15 protein-coding genes are annotated in these 15,904 nt (G+C 56.2%); 8 read left to right on the top strand and 7 right to left on the bottom strand.

What is annotated here, in order from left to right; translation table 11 throughout:
* Positions 1 to 28 precede the first annotated feature (28 nt).
* Positions 29 to 877 carry a PhzF family phenazine biosynthesis protein gene (locus H7K52_RS17530; protein ID WP_182630275.1) on the bottom strand — a complete coding sequence of 283 codons (849 nt, stop codon included), beginning with the start codon at positions 875 to 877 and terminating at the stop codon, positions 29 to 31.
* 106 nt (positions 878 to 983) lie between these two features.
* Between H7K52_RS17530 and H7K52_RS17525 the strand changes: the two genes are divergently transcribed.
* Entirely contained in the window at positions 984 to 1,607 is a 624-nt protein-coding gene (locus H7K52_RS17525) for a glutathione S-transferase family protein (RefSeq protein ID WP_003852022.1), read from the top strand.
* Here H7K52_RS17525 and H7K52_RS17520 read toward each other — a convergent pair.
* The gene (locus tag H7K52_RS17520; RefSeq protein ID WP_039661117.1) at positions 1,574 to 3,061 is read right to left on the bottom strand and encodes an aminotransferase-like domain-containing protein; all 1,488 of its coding nucleotides are present in this window, start codon (positions 3,059 to 3,061) and stop codon (positions 1,574 to 1,576) included. The genes H7K52_RS17525 and H7K52_RS17520 overlap by 34 nt on opposite strands.
* Positions 3,062 to 3,195: 134 nt before the next feature.
* Here H7K52_RS17520 and H7K52_RS17515 point away from each other — a divergent pair, with 134 nt between their 5' ends.
* Positions 3,196 to 3,783, top strand: coding sequence for a LysE family translocator (locus H7K52_RS17515; protein ID WP_003852024.1), 588 nt, complete (start codon positions 3,196 to 3,198; stop codon positions 3,781 to 3,783).
* On the opposite strand, the gene H7K52_RS17510 is transcribed toward H7K52_RS17515, so the two are convergent.
* The 3 genes from H7K52_RS17510 to H7K52_RS17500 all read right to left on the bottom strand — a co-directional run bounded on the left by H7K52_RS17510 (position 3,780) and on the right by H7K52_RS17500 (position 8,871).
* Positions 3,780 to 6,164 (bottom strand): phosphoketolase family protein, encoded by a 2,385-nt coding sequence (locus H7K52_RS17510; RefSeq protein WP_182630274.1) that lies wholly within the window; start codon positions 6,162 to 6,164, stop codon positions 3,780 to 3,782. The two genes, H7K52_RS17515 and H7K52_RS17510, sit on opposite strands and share 4 nt — an antisense overlap.
* Before the next feature lie 126 nt (positions 6,165 to 6,290).
* Positions 6,291 to 7,904, bottom strand: coding sequence for a malate dehydrogenase (quinone) (gene mqo, locus H7K52_RS17505; RefSeq protein WP_182630273.1), 1,614 nt, complete (start codon positions 7,902 to 7,904; stop codon positions 6,291 to 6,293).
* A gap of 511 nt (positions 7,905 to 8,415) precedes the next feature.
* Positions 8,416 to 8,871 (bottom strand): carboxymuconolactone decarboxylase family protein, encoded by a 456-nt coding sequence (locus H7K52_RS17500; protein ID WP_039661120.1) that lies wholly within the window; start codon positions 8,869 to 8,871, stop codon positions 8,416 to 8,418.
* 57 nt (positions 8,872 to 8,928) lie between these two features.
* Between H7K52_RS17500 and pdxR the strand changes: the two genes are divergently transcribed.
* Positions 8,929 to 10,371: a MocR-like pyridoxine biosynthesis transcription factor PdxR gene (gene pdxR, locus H7K52_RS17495; protein ID WP_182630272.1), complete on the top strand. Its 1,443-nt coding sequence runs from the start codon at positions 8,929 to 8,931 to the stop codon at positions 10,369 to 10,371.
* Here the strand turns inward: pdxR and H7K52_RS17490 are convergent.
* Entirely contained in the window at positions 10,361 to 10,603 is a 243-nt protein-coding gene (locus tag H7K52_RS17490) for a DUF1158 domain-containing protein (RefSeq protein ID WP_078805093.1), read from the bottom strand. The two genes, pdxR and H7K52_RS17490, sit on opposite strands and share 11 nt — an antisense overlap.
* Before the next feature lie 316 nt (positions 10,604 to 10,919).
* Between H7K52_RS17490 and mntP the strand changes: the two genes are divergently transcribed.
* From mntP to H7K52_RS17475, 3 genes are all read left to right on the top strand, one after another.
* The gene (gene mntP / locus H7K52_RS17485) at positions 10,920 to 11,495 is read left to right on the top strand and encodes a manganese efflux pump MntP (RefSeq protein ID WP_003852038.1); all 576 of its coding nucleotides are present in this window, start codon (positions 10,920 to 10,922) and stop codon (positions 11,493 to 11,495) included.
* A 117-nt stretch (positions 11,496 to 11,612) separates the two neighbouring features.
* On the top strand, positions 11,613 to 11,690 hold the full coding sequence (gene azuC, locus H7K52_RS19065) for a stress response protein AzuC (protein WP_123809971.1): 78 nt from the start codon (positions 11,613 to 11,615) through the stop codon (positions 11,688 to 11,690).
* Between the two features lie 437 nt (positions 11,691 to 12,127).
* On the top strand, positions 12,128 to 12,943 hold the full coding sequence (locus H7K52_RS17475) for a DUF4225 domain-containing protein (RefSeq protein ID WP_008926344.1): 816 nt from the start codon (positions 12,128 to 12,130) through the stop codon (positions 12,941 to 12,943).
* Here H7K52_RS17475 and H7K52_RS17470 read toward each other — a convergent pair.
* Positions 12,921 to 13,250: a hypothetical protein gene (locus tag H7K52_RS17470; RefSeq protein ID WP_003852044.1), complete on the bottom strand. Its 330-nt coding sequence runs from the start codon at positions 13,248 to 13,250 to the stop codon at positions 12,921 to 12,923. The two genes, H7K52_RS17475 and H7K52_RS17470, sit on opposite strands and share 23 nt — an antisense overlap.
* 351 nt (positions 13,251 to 13,601) lie before the next feature.
* Here H7K52_RS17470 and H7K52_RS17465 point away from each other — a divergent pair, with 351 nt between their 5' ends.
* The gene (locus tag H7K52_RS17465; protein WP_003852045.1) at positions 13,602 to 14,513 is read left to right on the top strand and encodes an alpha/beta fold hydrolase; all 912 of its coding nucleotides are present in this window, start codon (positions 13,602 to 13,604) and stop codon (positions 14,511 to 14,513) included.
* Positions 14,506 to 15,897: a hypothetical protein gene (locus H7K52_RS17460; RefSeq protein WP_003852046.1), complete on the top strand. Its 1,392-nt coding sequence runs from the start codon at positions 14,506 to 14,508 to the stop codon at positions 15,895 to 15,897. Before H7K52_RS17465 ends, H7K52_RS17460 begins: the two co-directional genes overlap by 8 nt.
* Positions 15,898 to 15,904: the final 7 nt, after the last annotated feature.

The raw sequence follows: 15,904 nt of genomic DNA, 5'->3' as shown, positions 1-15,904 counted from the left end.
GTCGTTGAAAACACGACGCCGCCGCTTTTCACAGCGTAATAGTGCCGTCGATGACGGTAACCGTATTGCCGCCAATCCAGATGGTCTCACCGCCAAAGGTCACGTTCACCCGACCGGCACGCTGCAGGATTGTGCCCTGGCGAACGCGATAGGACGTCGTTTCACCCGCCATGGCGAAGTAACGCGCCAGACAGGCGTTGGCGCTGCCGGTCACCGGATCCTCGGTCAGGCTGCCATTTTCTACCAGCAGGCCACGCACTTCATACTGCTCAGGCTCGCCCTCAGGCAACCGGCCAAACGGCATCACTCCCGAAACACCCGCATGCTTAACCAGACGCTGCAAATCGCTGACATTGGGCTGCAGCGCCAGCACAGCGTCGGCACTGACCATCGGTACCAGCAGCCAGCGAATCCCCATATCGACCACCGTCGGGCTTTGCGTCAGATCGAACGCGTCGCTGTTTAAAGCGTTCCCCATCAGCGCATCCTGCCACGGCATCAGGGTGGCCGCCGGCGCGGCAAATGCCAGTTCGCCCGCCTCACCTATCTTCACCGTCACGTTTCCGACGCCACACTCCTGCACGATTTCACCCGGCGTTCGGGTAGGCCAGCCCGCCTCCAGCAGCGCATGTGCGGTGCCCAGCGTCGGATGACCGGCAAACGGCAGTTCGCCTTCCACGGTAAAAATACGCACCCGATAATCCGCCTCTTCGTGCTGCGGCGGCAGCACAAAGGTAGTTTCCGACAGGTTCGTCCAGCGGGCAATTGCCGCCAGCTGGCTGTCGTTTAGCCCCTGAGCATCCATGATCACCGCCAGCGGATTGCCATTAAAGGCGGATGAGGTAAACACATCGACTTGCTTAAACGCGACCTTCATTGTGACTCCTTGCTCTGGGTTCAGTGTGGCCTTTTCTCTGCCGGATGATTGCTTATAACAGCTAACAGCGTTATCAATAAGTTAAAGATTTTACCGGAGACTCTGAATGCTAACGATCCTGGGACGCGCCTCCTCAATCAACGTGCGCAAAGTACTATGGCTGTGTGACGAACTTGACCTTGATTTTGAGCGCGAAGAGTGGGGCGATGGCTTCCGCTCAACCCACCTACCCGAATTCATGGCACTGAATCCCAATGCGATGGTGCCGGTTCTGAAAGATGATGACTTTGTGTTGTGGGAATCCAATACCATTCTGCGCTATCTGGCGAACGCCTATGGCGGCGAGTGGCTCTATCCTCATGATCCGCAAACGCGAGCGCCTGTCGATCAGTGGATAGACTGGCAAGCTACCGAACTCAACACCTCATGGCGCTACGCATTTATGTCGCTGGTGCGAAACTCCCCGGCTCATCAGGATCCGCGTCTGCTGGCCGCGGCCAGTAAAGGCTGGGCGCATACCATGAGCATTCTCAATCAGCAGTTGGAAAAAACCGGCCGCTATGTTGCCGGACGTAATTTCACGCTGGCAGACATTCCGATTGGCCTGGCGGTGAACCGCTGGTTTGAGACCCCGCTCGACCATCCTGATTACCCTGCGGTGCGGACTTATTACGAGCGCCTGACTGAACGTCGCGGCTATACCGTCTGGGGCCGCAACGGCACACCCTGAGCCTCACCGCAAGGCAGACCCGCCAGCTCACAGGCGATTTCGCCTGCGCGCTGAATCGCCCGGCTGTAGCGCGCATCAAACGGATAGCAGCAGGAGAGTCGCAGCGCATGGTTGTAGCGCTCGCTCAGTGAGTAGAGCGCGCCAGGCGTAACGCAAATTTGCTCCTGCAGCAGCCGATCAAACATCTCGGTGGTATTCACGCCGCCCGGTAGCTCAACCCAGAAAACGAAGCCACCGCGCGGCAGCGTTGCGCGCGTGCCTTCCGGGAAGTAGCGGGCGATAAGACCCCGCGCCTCATCCAGATTAGCCGCGTAGCGACGGCGCAGCGTGCGCAGATGGTGGTCATAACCGCCAGAAGCCAGAAACTCCGCCAGCGTCTCCGAGAGCAGGGCAGATTCAGCCATTGAGGAGACGGCTTTCAGCCGGGCAATCGCATCATGAAAACGACCAGCAGCCGTCCAGCCAATACGGAAGTCGGGGGCCACGGTTTTGGTGAAACTGGTGCAGTAGATCACCCAGCCATCGCGATCAAAGGCTTTCACGGCGGGTGAGAGCGGCCAGTCGAACTGCAACTCGTCATACAGCCCATCTTCTATCAGCGGAACGTGGTAAGTATTCACTAACTTTGCCAGCCGTTTCTTGTTCTCCAGTGACATGCCGCAGCCCAGCGGGTTCTGCGCGCTCGGCATCGCAATCAGCGCCTTGATACGCTGCTCCTGCAGCAGCATCTCCAGTGCATCCAGCGAGAGCCCGTGCTGTGGGTCAGTGGGGATTTCCAGTGCTTTCAGACCGAGCGAGGCCAGAAGCGGAAAGAGGAAAAAGTAGGTCGGCGACTCCAGTCCGACGCAGTCGCCGGGCTGCGTGACTGCTCTGAGCGCCAGCTGAAGCGCCTCCATGCAGCCGTGGGTCAGGGTGATCTCATCGGCGGTAATTGTCTGTCCGGCGTGCAGCGCCCGTCGCGCTATCTCCTCCCGTAAGCGCTCACTACCGGGCGGAAGCGCATAGCGACCAATCATGTTGGGATCACGACGCAACAATGAGGCGGTAATCCGGGCGATGCGTGCCGCAGGGAAAAGCTCACTGTCCTGCGGGCAGGCCAGCGAAATATTGGTGTAGTCGGGATGATTCTGCGCCGCAAACACCTTATCGATCAGGTCGAGTTTACCGCTGCTGGGATCGCGTACCCGGGTCTTATGCTGACCGTGGCGGGTGACGGCGGGCAACACGCCGCGCACGTAATAGCCCGACTGCGGACGCGCCTCAATCAGCCCGCGATCTTCCAGCATCTGCCAGGCATTCAGCACGGTATTGACGCTGACCTGATGTGACTGCGCAACACGGCGGATCGCCGGCAGGCGTTTACCGGGTTTCAGCGTTCCCTGATGGATGGCTTCAGCGAAGCTCTCTGCCAGCTGCTGATAGAGGGGTTGTTCGGTCGTGGGAGCAAGGGACACAATAGCCTCCGGCCTGAATGGGTACAATTTCTGTTAACGATAACTGTAACCATAACAATAGTGATTTTGTGTCCCTGTTACCATCTTAATTCCCGCCTTAGCATAGAACTCTGTCTACCTTCAGGAGAGTCACCATGCTTGATCCCTCTTTCTTCAGTTACGTTACCGTGATGTCAATTACGCCAGGCCCGAACAATCTGCTGCTGGCGACCTCCGGGGTCAATTTTGGCATGCGGCGCACTCTGCCAATGGTGTTCGGTATTCTGGTGGGCTGTGCGGTGCAGACGGTGATTGCCGGGATGGCGCTGGAGGTGTTATTGCACTGGATGGCGGCGATTCGCCTGCCGCTGACGCTGGCAGGCTGTACTTATCTGATGTGGTTATCCTGGAAAATTTTTCGCGCTGCCGCACCCGAAGCGCGCACCCGTCCTCAGCCAATGACGATAGTGGGCGGCGCCTGCTTCCAGGCGATCAATCCCAAGGCCTGGCTGATGGCCACCAACGTCGCGCTGCTCTATAGCGGCAGCAGCGGCGTCCTGACGGTGATGATCGGCTTTATGCTGCTCAATCTGCCCTGCATCCTGATCTGGGCAGCACTGGGCGATCGCCTGCGCAGCCATCTGCAGATTGCCTGGAAGCGCCAGCTGTTTAACAGCCTGATGGCGCTGTCGCTGGTGGCGACCACCGTCTGGATGCTGACCGACGCGCTGCTGGCCGCTTAATCGGGCACAGCCGGTGCAGTGGCCGACGGCCATTTCCAGTTCTGCACCTCCGGCAAATCTTCGCCATGCTCACGGACATAGCGATGATGTTCCGCCAGACGCTGCTGTAAATCCTCCAGCAGCTCAGGATGCGCGTCGGCCAGGCCCGGCACGCGCAGAATCGCCTCCTGCGCCAGATGATAGCGGTCAAGCTCGTTCAGTACCGTCATATCAAATGGCGTGGTGGTGGTTCCCTCTTCGTTAAAGCCGCGCACATGGAAGTTGCGGTGGTTGGTTCGGGAATAGGTCAGGCGATGTATCAGCGTCGGATAGCCGTGGAAAGCAAAAATCACCGGTTTATCCTGGGTAAACAGCGCGTCGAACTCCGCATCAGATTTGCCATGCGGATGCTGATCTTCCGGCTGCAGTGCCAGCAGATCGACCACGTTCACCACGCGGATGCGCAGTTCAGGCAGCATCTCACGCAGCAGATCGACCGCCGCCATCGTCTCCATAGTTGGGACATCACCGGCACAGGCCATTACGACATCTGGCTGGTCATGTGCCGGCGTGGTGCCCGCCCAGCGCCACTCGCCCATACCCGCTTCACAATGGGTCACCGCACTAGCCATATCCAGCCACTGCGGCGCAGGCTGTTTGCCCGCCACAATCACATTGATGCGGTCCCAGGTGCGCAGGCAGTGATCGCCCACCCAAAGCAGCGTATTGGCATCGGGCGGCAGATAGATGCGCACGATGTCTGCTTTCTTGTTGGCAACATGATCGATAAAGCCCGGATCCTGATGGCTGTAGCCATTGTGGTCCTGACGCCAGACATGCGAAGAGAGCAGGTAATTCAGCGACGAAATCGGTTTACGCCAGCCCAGCTTGCGCGTCACTTTCAGCCACTTAGCGTGCTGGTTAAACATCGAATCGACGATGTGAATAAAAGCTTCATAGCAGTTGAACAGCCCGTGGCGGCCGGTCAGCAGATAGCCTTCAAGCCAGCCCTGACACTGATGCTCACTGAGGATTTCCATCACCCGGCCATCCCGCGCCAGCTGCTCATCGTACGGCTCGATTCGTTCCAGCCAGGTGCGGCTGGTCACGTCAAAGACCGGCGTCAGACGGTTAGAGGCCGTTTCATCCGGGCCAAACAGGCGGAAATTATCGCGGTTACGCTGGAACAACACGCTGAGATAGCGCCCCAGATGCTCTGTGGCCTGCGCTATCTCTGTGCCTGGCTCGCTGATATCGCAGGCAAACTCCGCGATGTCAGGTGCATCCAGCTCACGGCGCAGCAGGCCGCCATTGGCATATGGCGAAGCCCCCATGCGTTTATCGCCTTCCGGTGCCAGCGCCTGCAGTTCCGGCTTCAGGCGACCCTGTTCATCAAACAGATCGTCGGGCTGATAGCTCCGCATCCACGTTTCAAGGATCTGGCGATGACCTTCATCTTCACGACAGGCCGCGACCGGCACCTGATGCGCCCGCCAGAAATCCTCCACTTTCTTGCCGTCAACCGTTTCAGGGCCGGTCCAGCCTTTGGGGCTACGCAGGATAATCATCGGCCAGCGCGGCACGTCGTTGCTGGCGTTGCCGCTGCGCGCCTCACGCTGATACGCAGCGATCTTACTGAAGGCGGTATCCAGCGTCTCCGCCATCAGCGGATGCATTTTTTCCGGTTCATGCCCGCAGACAAACAGCGGCTCATAGCCGTAGCCGCTGAATAGCTGGTGCAGATCCTCATCGCTGCTGCGGCCCAGTAGCGTCGGGTTAGCAATCTTGTATCCGTTAAGATGCAGAATCGGCAGCACTGCGCCATCACGTTCAGGATTGAGGAATTTGATGCCGTGCCAGCTGGAGGCCAGCGGCCCGGTCTCCGCTTCGCCGTCGCCAATCACGCACGGCACCACCAGATCGGGATTATCGAAGGCCGCACCAAAGGCATGAGAGAGCGAATAGCCCAGCTCGCCGCCTTCATTAATTGAGCCCGGCGTTTCCGGTGCCGCGTGGCTGGGAATGCCGCCAGGGAAGGAGAACTGTTTAAACAGGCGCTGCATACCCGCCGCATCCTGCGAGATGTGCGGATAAATCTCGCTATAGCTGCCCTCCAGCCAGGTATTCGCCACCATGCCGGGACCACCGTGGCCTGGCCCGCAGATATAGATCATATCCAGGTTCTGTTTGCGGATAACACGGTTGAGGTGGGCATAGATAAAATTCAGACCTGGCGTGGTGCCCCAGTGACCCAGCAGACGCGGTTTAATATGTTCCGGCCTGAGTGGCTCGCGCAACAGCGGGTTATCCATCAGGTAAATCTGTCCAACGGAGAGATAGTTCGCTGCCCGCCAGTAGCGGTCGAGCAGGGTAAATTCGGGTGACGCAGGGGAGTAAGACATGCGGGTTCCTCCTGATCGTTCGGCTAAAAGATGCCTTAACCCTAATAGAGAATCCTCAGGACGACCAGGCAACCGCCCAATAAAAAAGGCCCCGCTATGCGGAGCCTTTTTATCAACGGCACTGTATTACTTGCCGACGACGAACGCGGTTTCCCGTCCTTCATCGTTGGCCGCCATCGGCGTAACCGGCGAATAGTCGAGCTGCAGAACACGACTGGTCTCGGCTAACACTTTTTCTGTCAGCGCCACGTCGCCATTAAGCTTACGTCCCCAGGAGGGGACCACCGCACGGATTTTGTTCTGCCATTCCGGTGAAGCCATCTGCTCAGGACAGACCTTGTGCAGCAGCTCCAGCATGATGGGTGCCGCCGTTGAGGCGCCTGGCGAGGCACCCAGCAGAGCGGAAATCGTACCATCCTGCGAGGCGACCACTTCGGTGCCCAGACGCAACACGGCGCCCTCTTTCTCATCTTTCTTGATGATCTGCACACGCTGACCCGCTGTGACAAGGCGCCAGTCTTCCTGCTTCGCCTGCGGCACATAAGCACGCAGCGCCTCCATCCGGTCGCTGTCGCTTTGCAATACCTGATCCATCAGGTATTTCACCAGATCGAAGCTTTTCAGCCCCACTTTAACCATTGGCAACATATTGCTGCTGTTCAGGGACGTGAACATATCCATCAACGAACCCTGTTTCAGGAACCGGGTCGAGAAGGTGGCGAACGGGCCAAATAGCAGCACCTGCTTGCCATCCAGCACGCGGGTGTCAACGTGCGGCACGGACATCGGCGGCGCACCGACGCTGGCTTTGCCGTAAACCTTAGCCATGTGTTGCGCAACGACCTGCGGGTTTTCCGTGACCAGGAATGAACCGCCCACCGGGAAACCGGCGTAACCATTCGCTTCCGGGATACCGGCTTTCTGCAGCAGCGGTAACGCCGCGCCACCCGCACCAATAAAGATTTTGCTCGCCGTCAGCGTGCGACGCGTGCCGCTGTTCAGACACTGCAGCGTCACCTGCCAGCGACCATCGGCAAGCTTTTTGACATCCCGCACTTCCTGACGCAGACGCAGCTGGAAATTCGCTTTCTTCTCTAACGAGGCAATCAGCTGACGGGTGATCTCACCGAAGTTCACATCGGTGCCCATCTCTGTCCAGGTCGCGGCCACTTTCTGGCGACGGTCACGGCCATTCATTACCAGCGGGATCCAGCGGGCAATCTGCTGCGGATCTTCGGAGTAGGCCATGCCGCGGAACAGAGTGCTTTTCTGCAACGCTTTGAAGCGCTTGCGCAGGAAGTCGACATTGTCGTCGCCCCAGACAAAGCTCATGTGCGGCGTGCTATGAATAAAGCTTTTGGGATTGCGCAGGTTGCCTTTCTGAACCTGATAAGCCCAGAACTGGCGGGAAATCTGAAACGATTCGTTGATCGTTATCGCTTTAGAGATGTCGATGCTGCCATCCGCCTGCTGAGGCGTATAGTTCAGCTCCGCCAGCGCCGCATGACCGGTGCCCGCGTTATTCCAGCCGTTGGAGGATTCTTCGGCCACGCTATCGAGCCGCTCCACCATTTCGATGGACCAGTCCGGCTCTAAATCCTGCAGCCATGCACCGAGGGTAGCGCTCATCACACCAGCACCAATCAGCAGCACGTCAACGTCTTTGCGCTCCTGCGCAGTAGTGGTGTCCTTTGCCATGGCACTCATCGCGAGCGCAAGGTTTACAGCTGAATTGCTCATGAGGCGACATCTCCTCTTCTGTTGACCTGAAGCCCAACAGTTTCGCAGGCGAAATAGTCACGCTTCTTACGAGCGCGTTGCGCTATTTCTCAAAGGTTAAGTCTCAGGTATAGGGTTAAAGCGGTGATAACGCGTTAACTGAACGTTATGCTTAGTCATCCGAATATAACATTCTCGCATCTGAATTAAACATTAGTTTATTTTTTAAATGCAGAAATGATTCAGCATAAGAATTAATCATCACGATGCGCGGCGTATTAGTGATTTTTTAGAGTGAAGTCAGTGAGTTAACTAAAAGCGGATGTTGCGGAAAAGCCCCATGCTGGTGCAGTGCCGGAAAGGATGTGAACAGTGCGGAATTATTTAATTAGCTGAAATTTAGCGATTTATTGCGCAGTAAGGAATAACAGGAATCAGGATGGCAGGGCCTTAACAGCCGCTTGTGTAAAAATAATGTTACATTTTTGTGAGTGTGAAAATGCGTGCGCATCGGCCCACGCATCGGATTCACCTATGACTGATTCGCGCTGGCAGGCAGCTTTTTCAGACTTATCGCCATGCGGTTATAGGTGTTCATCAGGCCAATCGCGATGTTCAGATCGACAATCTCTTTTTCACTGAACTCGGTTGTCAGTGCCGCATAGCAGGCGTCTGGCGCACCCTGCTGAGCAATCAGCGTCAGGCATTCAGCCCAGTGGAGAGCGGCCTTCTCTTTCTCACTGAACAGCGTCCCCGATTCATGCCAGACCGGGGTTAGCACGATCTTATCCCAGCTCATACCCGATTTATTCAGCGCTTTAGTATGCATATCAATGCAGTAGGCGCAGCCGTTAATCTGGGAAATGCGCAGGAACAGCAGTTCCAGTAAAGTGAGTGGCAGATCGGTTTGTGCCAGATAACTGTATACGCCGCCCAGCGCTTTCATGCCTGCCGGTGCTGCACTATGAAAATCGATACGTTCGCTCATCTTATTGCCTCCTGGGATTGATGAGGTGATTTTCGGCCTTTCAATGGAGCAGATAAAGTGCCAAAAAATGAGAGTCTGACTGGCCCATCGCCGCTTTCTACGCTGACACTGCAACGCGGTACATCACGGGGGCTCAGCGAGCAGCTGCGACTGCTGATTGAACAGGCGATTAGTGAAGGGCGTTTACAGCCTGGTACGCGTTTACCTTCCTGCCGCGATCTGGCGGCGCAGCTCGGCGTGGCACGTGGCACCGTGCGTGCCAGCTATGACATGCTGGTTGATGGACAGTTTCTGCAGGCCAGAGGCGCAGCAGGCACCTTCGTCAGTCCATTACCACCGTTAAAACCGGCCGGCAATGATGCCAACTGCAAGTCACTCCATCCTGATGGAATTGAAGAGTATGAAGCGCCACCGCTGACCTTTCAGATGGGCATTCCGGCCAGCGATGCGTTTCCGGCAAAAGTCTGGCTGCGCATCCTGCAGCGTCAGACGCGCATGCAGGTCAGCAGACCGGCGAGTTATCCCGATCCACGCGGCAGCTTAGCGCTGCGTCAGGCGCTGGTGGCCTACCTCGCGGTGGCACGCGGCCTGCGCTGTCAGGCGGATCAGATCATTATCACCAGCGGTTATGCGGGCGCGATGGGCCTGATTGGGCTGGCGATGAATTTTCAGGGCAAAAAGGCCTGGCTGGAGGACCCCGGATTCTGGGTGGCACGTCGCGCGGTTGAAGCGCTACACGTCACGCCGGTTGCCGTGCCGGTTGATGCCGAAGGGTTGCAGGTGGCGACCGGGATTGCCCGCGCGCCGGATGCCGCTTTCGCGCTGGTCACACCGGGACAGCAGGCGCCGCTTGGCATCACCATGAGTCTGGTACGCCGTCATGAATTGCTGAACTGGGCCAGCCAGGAGCAGCGCTGGATTATCGAAGATGATTATCTCGGCGAGCTTCAGCCCGGTAATCGCGCGGCTCCTGCACTTGCCGCGCTCGACAGTGAAGGGCGGGTTCTGCACATCGGCACCTTCAGCAAGACGCTGACGCCGCAACTGCGGCTCGGTTTTATGGTGGTTCCGCCGGCGCTGACGACCCGGTTCGGTGAGGTCTGCGCATTGCTTGCGCCTGCATCCTCAGGATTGTTACACAACGCGGTGGCGGAGTTTCTGCGGGACGGACACTTTATGCGGCATCTGCGGCGCATGAAGCGCGTCTATCATGAGCGACTGGAACAGATGATCGCGGCGCTCCATCCTCACTTTCCCGACCTGCAGCGCGCCGGGCTGGCGGTGATTGTCCGCTTACCCGCCGGTACTCCGGATGAGGCCATTGCGCAGCAGGCGGTGGAGTGGGGAATGGCACCCTCGCCGCTGTCGATCTGGTATCAGCAGGCCGGGCAGCGCGGTGCGGGTCTGGTACTGGGTGCGGCACATCTGCCGCGTGAAGGTTACGCGCGCAGCGCTGAACGGCTAAAAGCGCTGGTCGATGCGCAGGCGGTCAGCCCCTGAACCAGCGACGCCAGACAAAGCGGATAACAAAAAACTCTATGGCGCCCAGTAGCAAAAACCAGACGCAAAACACCACTGTGTAGAGCTGATTCAGATCCTGTAAATGGAACATCTGCAACAGATGCTGCGCCACCGTCACGCTAAAAGCGGGCGCGGGCAGCAGCAGCGCCGAGAGAAAGCCCAGCAGCAAAATGCCACCAGGCACAACCAACGTTTCAAAAGGGTTATTCATAACCGGTATCCCATATTTATCAGCCCGGCATTTTCCGGTAATCGGCGACAGGGTTCAATGGTGGTGTGCCGCAATACGCCCACATGGCGTAGTGCAGGGCAGGGAAAACGGCCAGAAAATGCTTTGCCACCATCGACTTAGCGCCATTCATAGCGAATGATAAGAGTTATAGCCTTTGCTATACTTAAATCCCTGATTTTACTGTCTTTTTATCTTGAGGTTTGCGTGGTAGACTGCGCCCACTTTTTCATAACTGAACACTTTGTGTGGTGAATTCAGCGTGAATTGCCGCTTTTTCGCCCCAGGTGAATAAATCATGACCTTTATTGCCACTTTAATTCTTGCGCTGGGTATGTCGATGGACGCGTTTGCCGCTGCGCTGGGCAAAGGTGCCACATTGCATCGTCCTGGTTTTAAAGAAGCGCTGCGTACCGGTCTGATCTTCGGCTCTATTGAAGCGCTGACCCCGCTGATTGGCTGGGCACTTGGCCTGGCGGCCAGTCGTTACATCATGGCGTGGGATCACTGGGTTGCCTTCACCCTGCTGGCCTTTCTGGGTGGCCGTATGATGATGGAGGGTTTTCGTCAGACAGCCGTCGCAGAACCTTGTGAAGCCCCGCAAAGTCATGGCTTTATGGTCCTGGCGACCACTGCCGTCGCGACCAGCCTGGATGCACTGGCGGTCGGCGTTGGTCTGGCCTTTTTACAGGTGAATATCATCACCACCGCGCTGACCATTGGTGCCGCCACCACAGTGATGGCGACGACCGGCGTATTAGTCGGACGCTTTATCGGTCCGGTACTGGGCAAATGGGCGGAAGTGCTGGGTGGCGTGGTGTTAATCGCCGTCGGCTCCACCATTCTGTTGCAGCATCTTGGCTACACCGCCTAGGGCCTTTGCACATAAAAGCGGCATTTTTGTGATCTGCTTCAAATTTATTTGCTGTTAAAACGCACAGCGGCTATACTTTTTCAGTATATGTTCAACTAAATTTGAATCAGGCATTTTATGAAACGCATCATTAAACACGTGTTCCGCGCTTATGTTGAGACGTTCAAACACGTACCGCCGGGTGCCATGTACTAAGTACCCCGCAAGAAACCCTCGATAATCGCGGTCAGGGATCGACCTGTGATTATCACCTTTTGCTTTTGCTTTCTTCTGAGTAAACCCGCGTTTTGCACTTCCTGGTGCGTCTAATCTGCTTCTGCCACTCTTCTTGTTGTCTTTCCGCTAAAAACACTTTCTGGCGACAAAATGACGCCTTTGCAGCCGTGCGTTATGTGCTGGTTGTAATTCCTTGTTTATGTAACCTGGTTTTCGATTTCATGCTGATTGTCTCTGCGTCAACGTGAGAATCATGGCAAAAGTGTCATGATTTAGTGCCGCTCTAAGTTGTAAATTTTTTCTGATAGGTCATCCTTTAATATGCTATCTCATGTAGCTTAATTCTGTCGTAATCGACGGCTTATAGCTGAATATATGAGGTCTTATCGGCGATATAATGTTCAGGGAGAATATAAATGGATGCAGCATTGCTCGATATGATGCGCTCAGGCCGAAATAAGCACTGGGCTGAAACAATGATTAATCTTGAGGCCAGAAAGCTGATCAATACGGCTAATCATGTGTCCTCGGCCCATCTTTCAAATGGCATGACTCAGGTAAAGTTCGTTCAGGAGATTAGAGATCTCATTGAGAAGGAATTTGCCGCTGCACGACGTGCAAAATCTGACGAAGAGTGCGTGGCATGTATTAGAAATTTGCGGATAGAAATGGAAAACCTTCAGGAGCAGGACAGAATGCTGCGCATGAAAGCTGCGAAACTCTACGCCAAAGTGGAGTTTGTTAAGGAAAACAATAAAATCGTTGGGTATGTGATTTCTGCTGTAAATGTTGTTATGGCCGGTGCCGAAATAGCTACTGGCCTAACCCTTATAGGTTCTATGACGCCTATGGGTATTCTGGCCGGTGCAGTGCTGGTTATTGACGGCGCTAACGGCATAAGCAAAGAATTTTCGAACTACGTTATGGGTATAAAAAACACCGAAGGTTTAGTGGCTGATGCTGCCATGTCTTCCGCTCAGTTTATGGGGTTCAGTCCAAACAGCGGGCTGGCAGTCTATAAATCAGTCTCGCTGGTCGCAAATGCTTATACCGTATTTGGCCTCTTCAGGCGCCCCGGAACCTGGCGTTTATTCAGATACATGCCATCCGATTATTTCCGAAAAGTTAACACAATGAGCCGCGCCAAACTCACAATGCACATAGTCGGTTATGGTGTTACGGCCAAAGTCATATTTGACCTTATATCTGTTAAGGGCGCTGTTCAGAATTAGTTGTTAATTTACGATAGCGCCATGCCTTATAGGCAAGTGTTGCTGGCGTTAGATACCATATAAAAGGTAATACAATTGCAAGTGTACCTGTGAGCGTGATGCTGGTATCTGAGGATGCCAGCACTAACGTGAGAACGAGAATGGCTAAGGCAACGATAGTAATCCACTTTGCAGCAATAAAGCGGTTAGCAAGGTCATGGATAACCGAATCCAGAGAGCCGCCATAGTTAGCAATGTTGTTTTTAAGCTTCTGAAGATCTGCATAGTTAAAGCCGGAATCCAGCAGCGCCTTTTCGTTCAATTTCATAGACTTTTATCCTTAAAATTACCTGTGTAGCTTAAATAACTTTACCTGATAATGGCACTAAAAATCCCGCAAAGGGCACTCTTTCTGATAACTACTCTTTATGTCTGATATCCAGCTCTAAAGCGCGAAGCACTCGTAAACAGGATTATGCAGCAGTGCGCTACTTGCCATCTGCAATATAGTGTACGGTCGGGGTCATGTTGTCCGCAAAACAGCAAGCGACGCTACACAGCAAATTTTGCCATTCTCTAAGAAATTACCTCTTACGCCAAACCTTCAACCCACCATTAACCCGCCTTCAACCCAATCCCGTCCTACACTGAATTATCCTCCCCAAATCAGGAGCAGCGGATGATCCAGAAGCATCGACGAAAACAGGCAGCGATTGTGGCAGGCGTGGGATTAGGTGTAGCGGCTACGCTTTGGGGTATGAAACGCTGGCAGCAACTGAAGCAGACGCCGCCGGTGTTGCCGCGCAGTCACCACGCCGGGCTGGCGGGTTATTTCCAGCAGGTGGGCGACTGGCGCATGTTTACGCGTGTCACACCTAATGAGGATCAGGGACTGCCGGTGGTGCTGATTCACGGGCTGGTGATGTCGGGCCGGGCGATGGAGCCGCTCGCACTGGCACTGGGCCGCGACTATCACGTACTGGTGCCGGATCTGCCTGGTTTTGGGGCCAGCACGCTGCCACCTTCCGCACCCATCATGACGGTGGATCAGCAGGCTGATGCGCTCTGGCTCTGGCTGCAGCACAACGGGTTTCAGCGTGCCATCTGGGTGGGCAATGCGTTTGGCTGCCAGATTCTGGCTGCGCTGGCGGTGAAATATCCGCAGGCGGTAGCGGGGCTGGTCTTGCAAGGGCCGACGGTGGATCGACATGCGCGCAGTCTGACACGCCAGTTCTGGCGCAACTGGCGCAATCGTGGTCTGGAGGCGCATCGCTCGCCGGGTTCGCTGGCGCGCATCGACTACGCCAAGGCCGGGCTATGGCGCGCGTTCGGCACATTACGCGTCATGATGCGCGACCATATTGAGCATCGCCTCACTTACATCAACGCGCCAACGCTGCTGCTGCGTGGCTCGCGTGATCCAGTCTGCCCGGCACGCTGGCTGGATGAGCTCGCCGCGCTGATGCCGCGCAGCGAACGTCTGACGCTGCGCGATGGTACCCACACGCTGCACTACGTCTATCCGTGGAGTTTCTGCAACGCCATCCGCCCGTTCGTGGCGCGCATTCAGCAGGAGAATCAGCATGAGTAAACCGCCCAAGGGCATCGCCCGTTTTGACTCTGCTGCCGCCATGCTTCTGGCGCTGGCAAATGCGCTTCACGATCGTCCCTTCGCCAGTCCGAGCCAGTCACCGACGCTTGACCGGTTACTGCCCTCGCTGAATCGTCTGCCGACCGGGCTACGTGAGTGGGGTTATGCGCTGGGCGGCATGGCAGAAGGCATCAGCCTGCGCCAGGCGGGCGAGCTGGATATAGAAGGCATTGCTGAATGGATGGTGAGTGAGTACCCACAGCAGGATTATCCGGCGGCCTTTATCGGTTCGTCGAACGGCGCGCTGGTGCATCTGGCGTCGGCAATGAACGTGCCCTGGCTGCCGCAGACGTTTCTCTGTCCGGTGCGCGCCGCCAGTAACGATCCGGATGATGCAGAAGCGAATTTCGAGCAAGGTAAAGAGGTGGCCGCCGCGCTGCTGGCTGCCTGGCCACGGCTGGCGGTTCACCACATGCACGACCCGAATCAGGATCGCCTGATGCTTGATCAGATGCGCTATTTCCGGCTCAAACTGCGCGAACTGCCGCTGGCCTTTAACGAATTCCTGATGGGCAGTCTGCCCGCCGGTTCCACACTGTTTATCAATCACTGCACCCAGCAATGGCCGGTAACGCGCACCAGCGATCGCTCTTTCTTTCAGTTTGGTGCGCCGGGCGGAGCCAGCGAAAAAGAGTTTATGCAGGGCGGTCCGCGCGTGGCGGAATATCTGGCACGTTACGGCGTGGATCGTGAGCGCTGGACGCCGCCAGCCATTACCGACCGGGTGCCGGAAGCGGAGTGGGGGCTGGATGGTTATCTGATCGCACCGCTGAAAAAGCTTGCCGAAGCGCAGAGCTGGAAGCTGATGGAGATTCGCTACGAGAATCCGGAAGCAATGAGTTATGTGGTGGCGGAGATCTACCGCGACTGGTATCTGGCGGCGGGAATCTTACCGACCCGGCTGACGGTGGACAGTTTCCTGCTGATGGATCCGTGGTGTACGCAGCAGCAGCAGTCGATTCCGTTCTGGCTGAGCTTTAGCAGCGAATCCTCGGCATTAGCGCTGCAACGTTTCCTGGAAAAACAGCCGCCATTCCGTAACATCGATATGATGCTCTTTTCTCATGGTACCGACAGTATCGGGCTGGCGGAGATTGATCGCTGGCGGGCGCTGCTGTCCCATGCGCGTGACGAGGGAGTTTTAATTGGTGTGGATGAAGCCCGCTACCCGCGTGACTTCGCGACGTTTGCCCGCTTCGACTCGGCGCTGCGTGAACGGGCACCGCTGTTGCCACCGCCGCCTCCGCTTAATTCAGAGAAGGTGATGGCAGGTATTAAACGTTACGGTGCAAAACATGGCGTCACGCTGACGGCGCTGACGTAGCCGCCGC

Source organism: Pantoea hericii (assembly GCF_014155795.1).
Taxonomy (GTDB): domain Bacteria; phylum Pseudomonadota; class Gammaproteobacteria; order Enterobacterales; family Enterobacteriaceae; genus Pantoea; species Pantoea eucalypti.
Note: the sequence above shows the minus strand (reverse complement) of the source record. Positions and strands in the feature narration are given on the sequence as shown.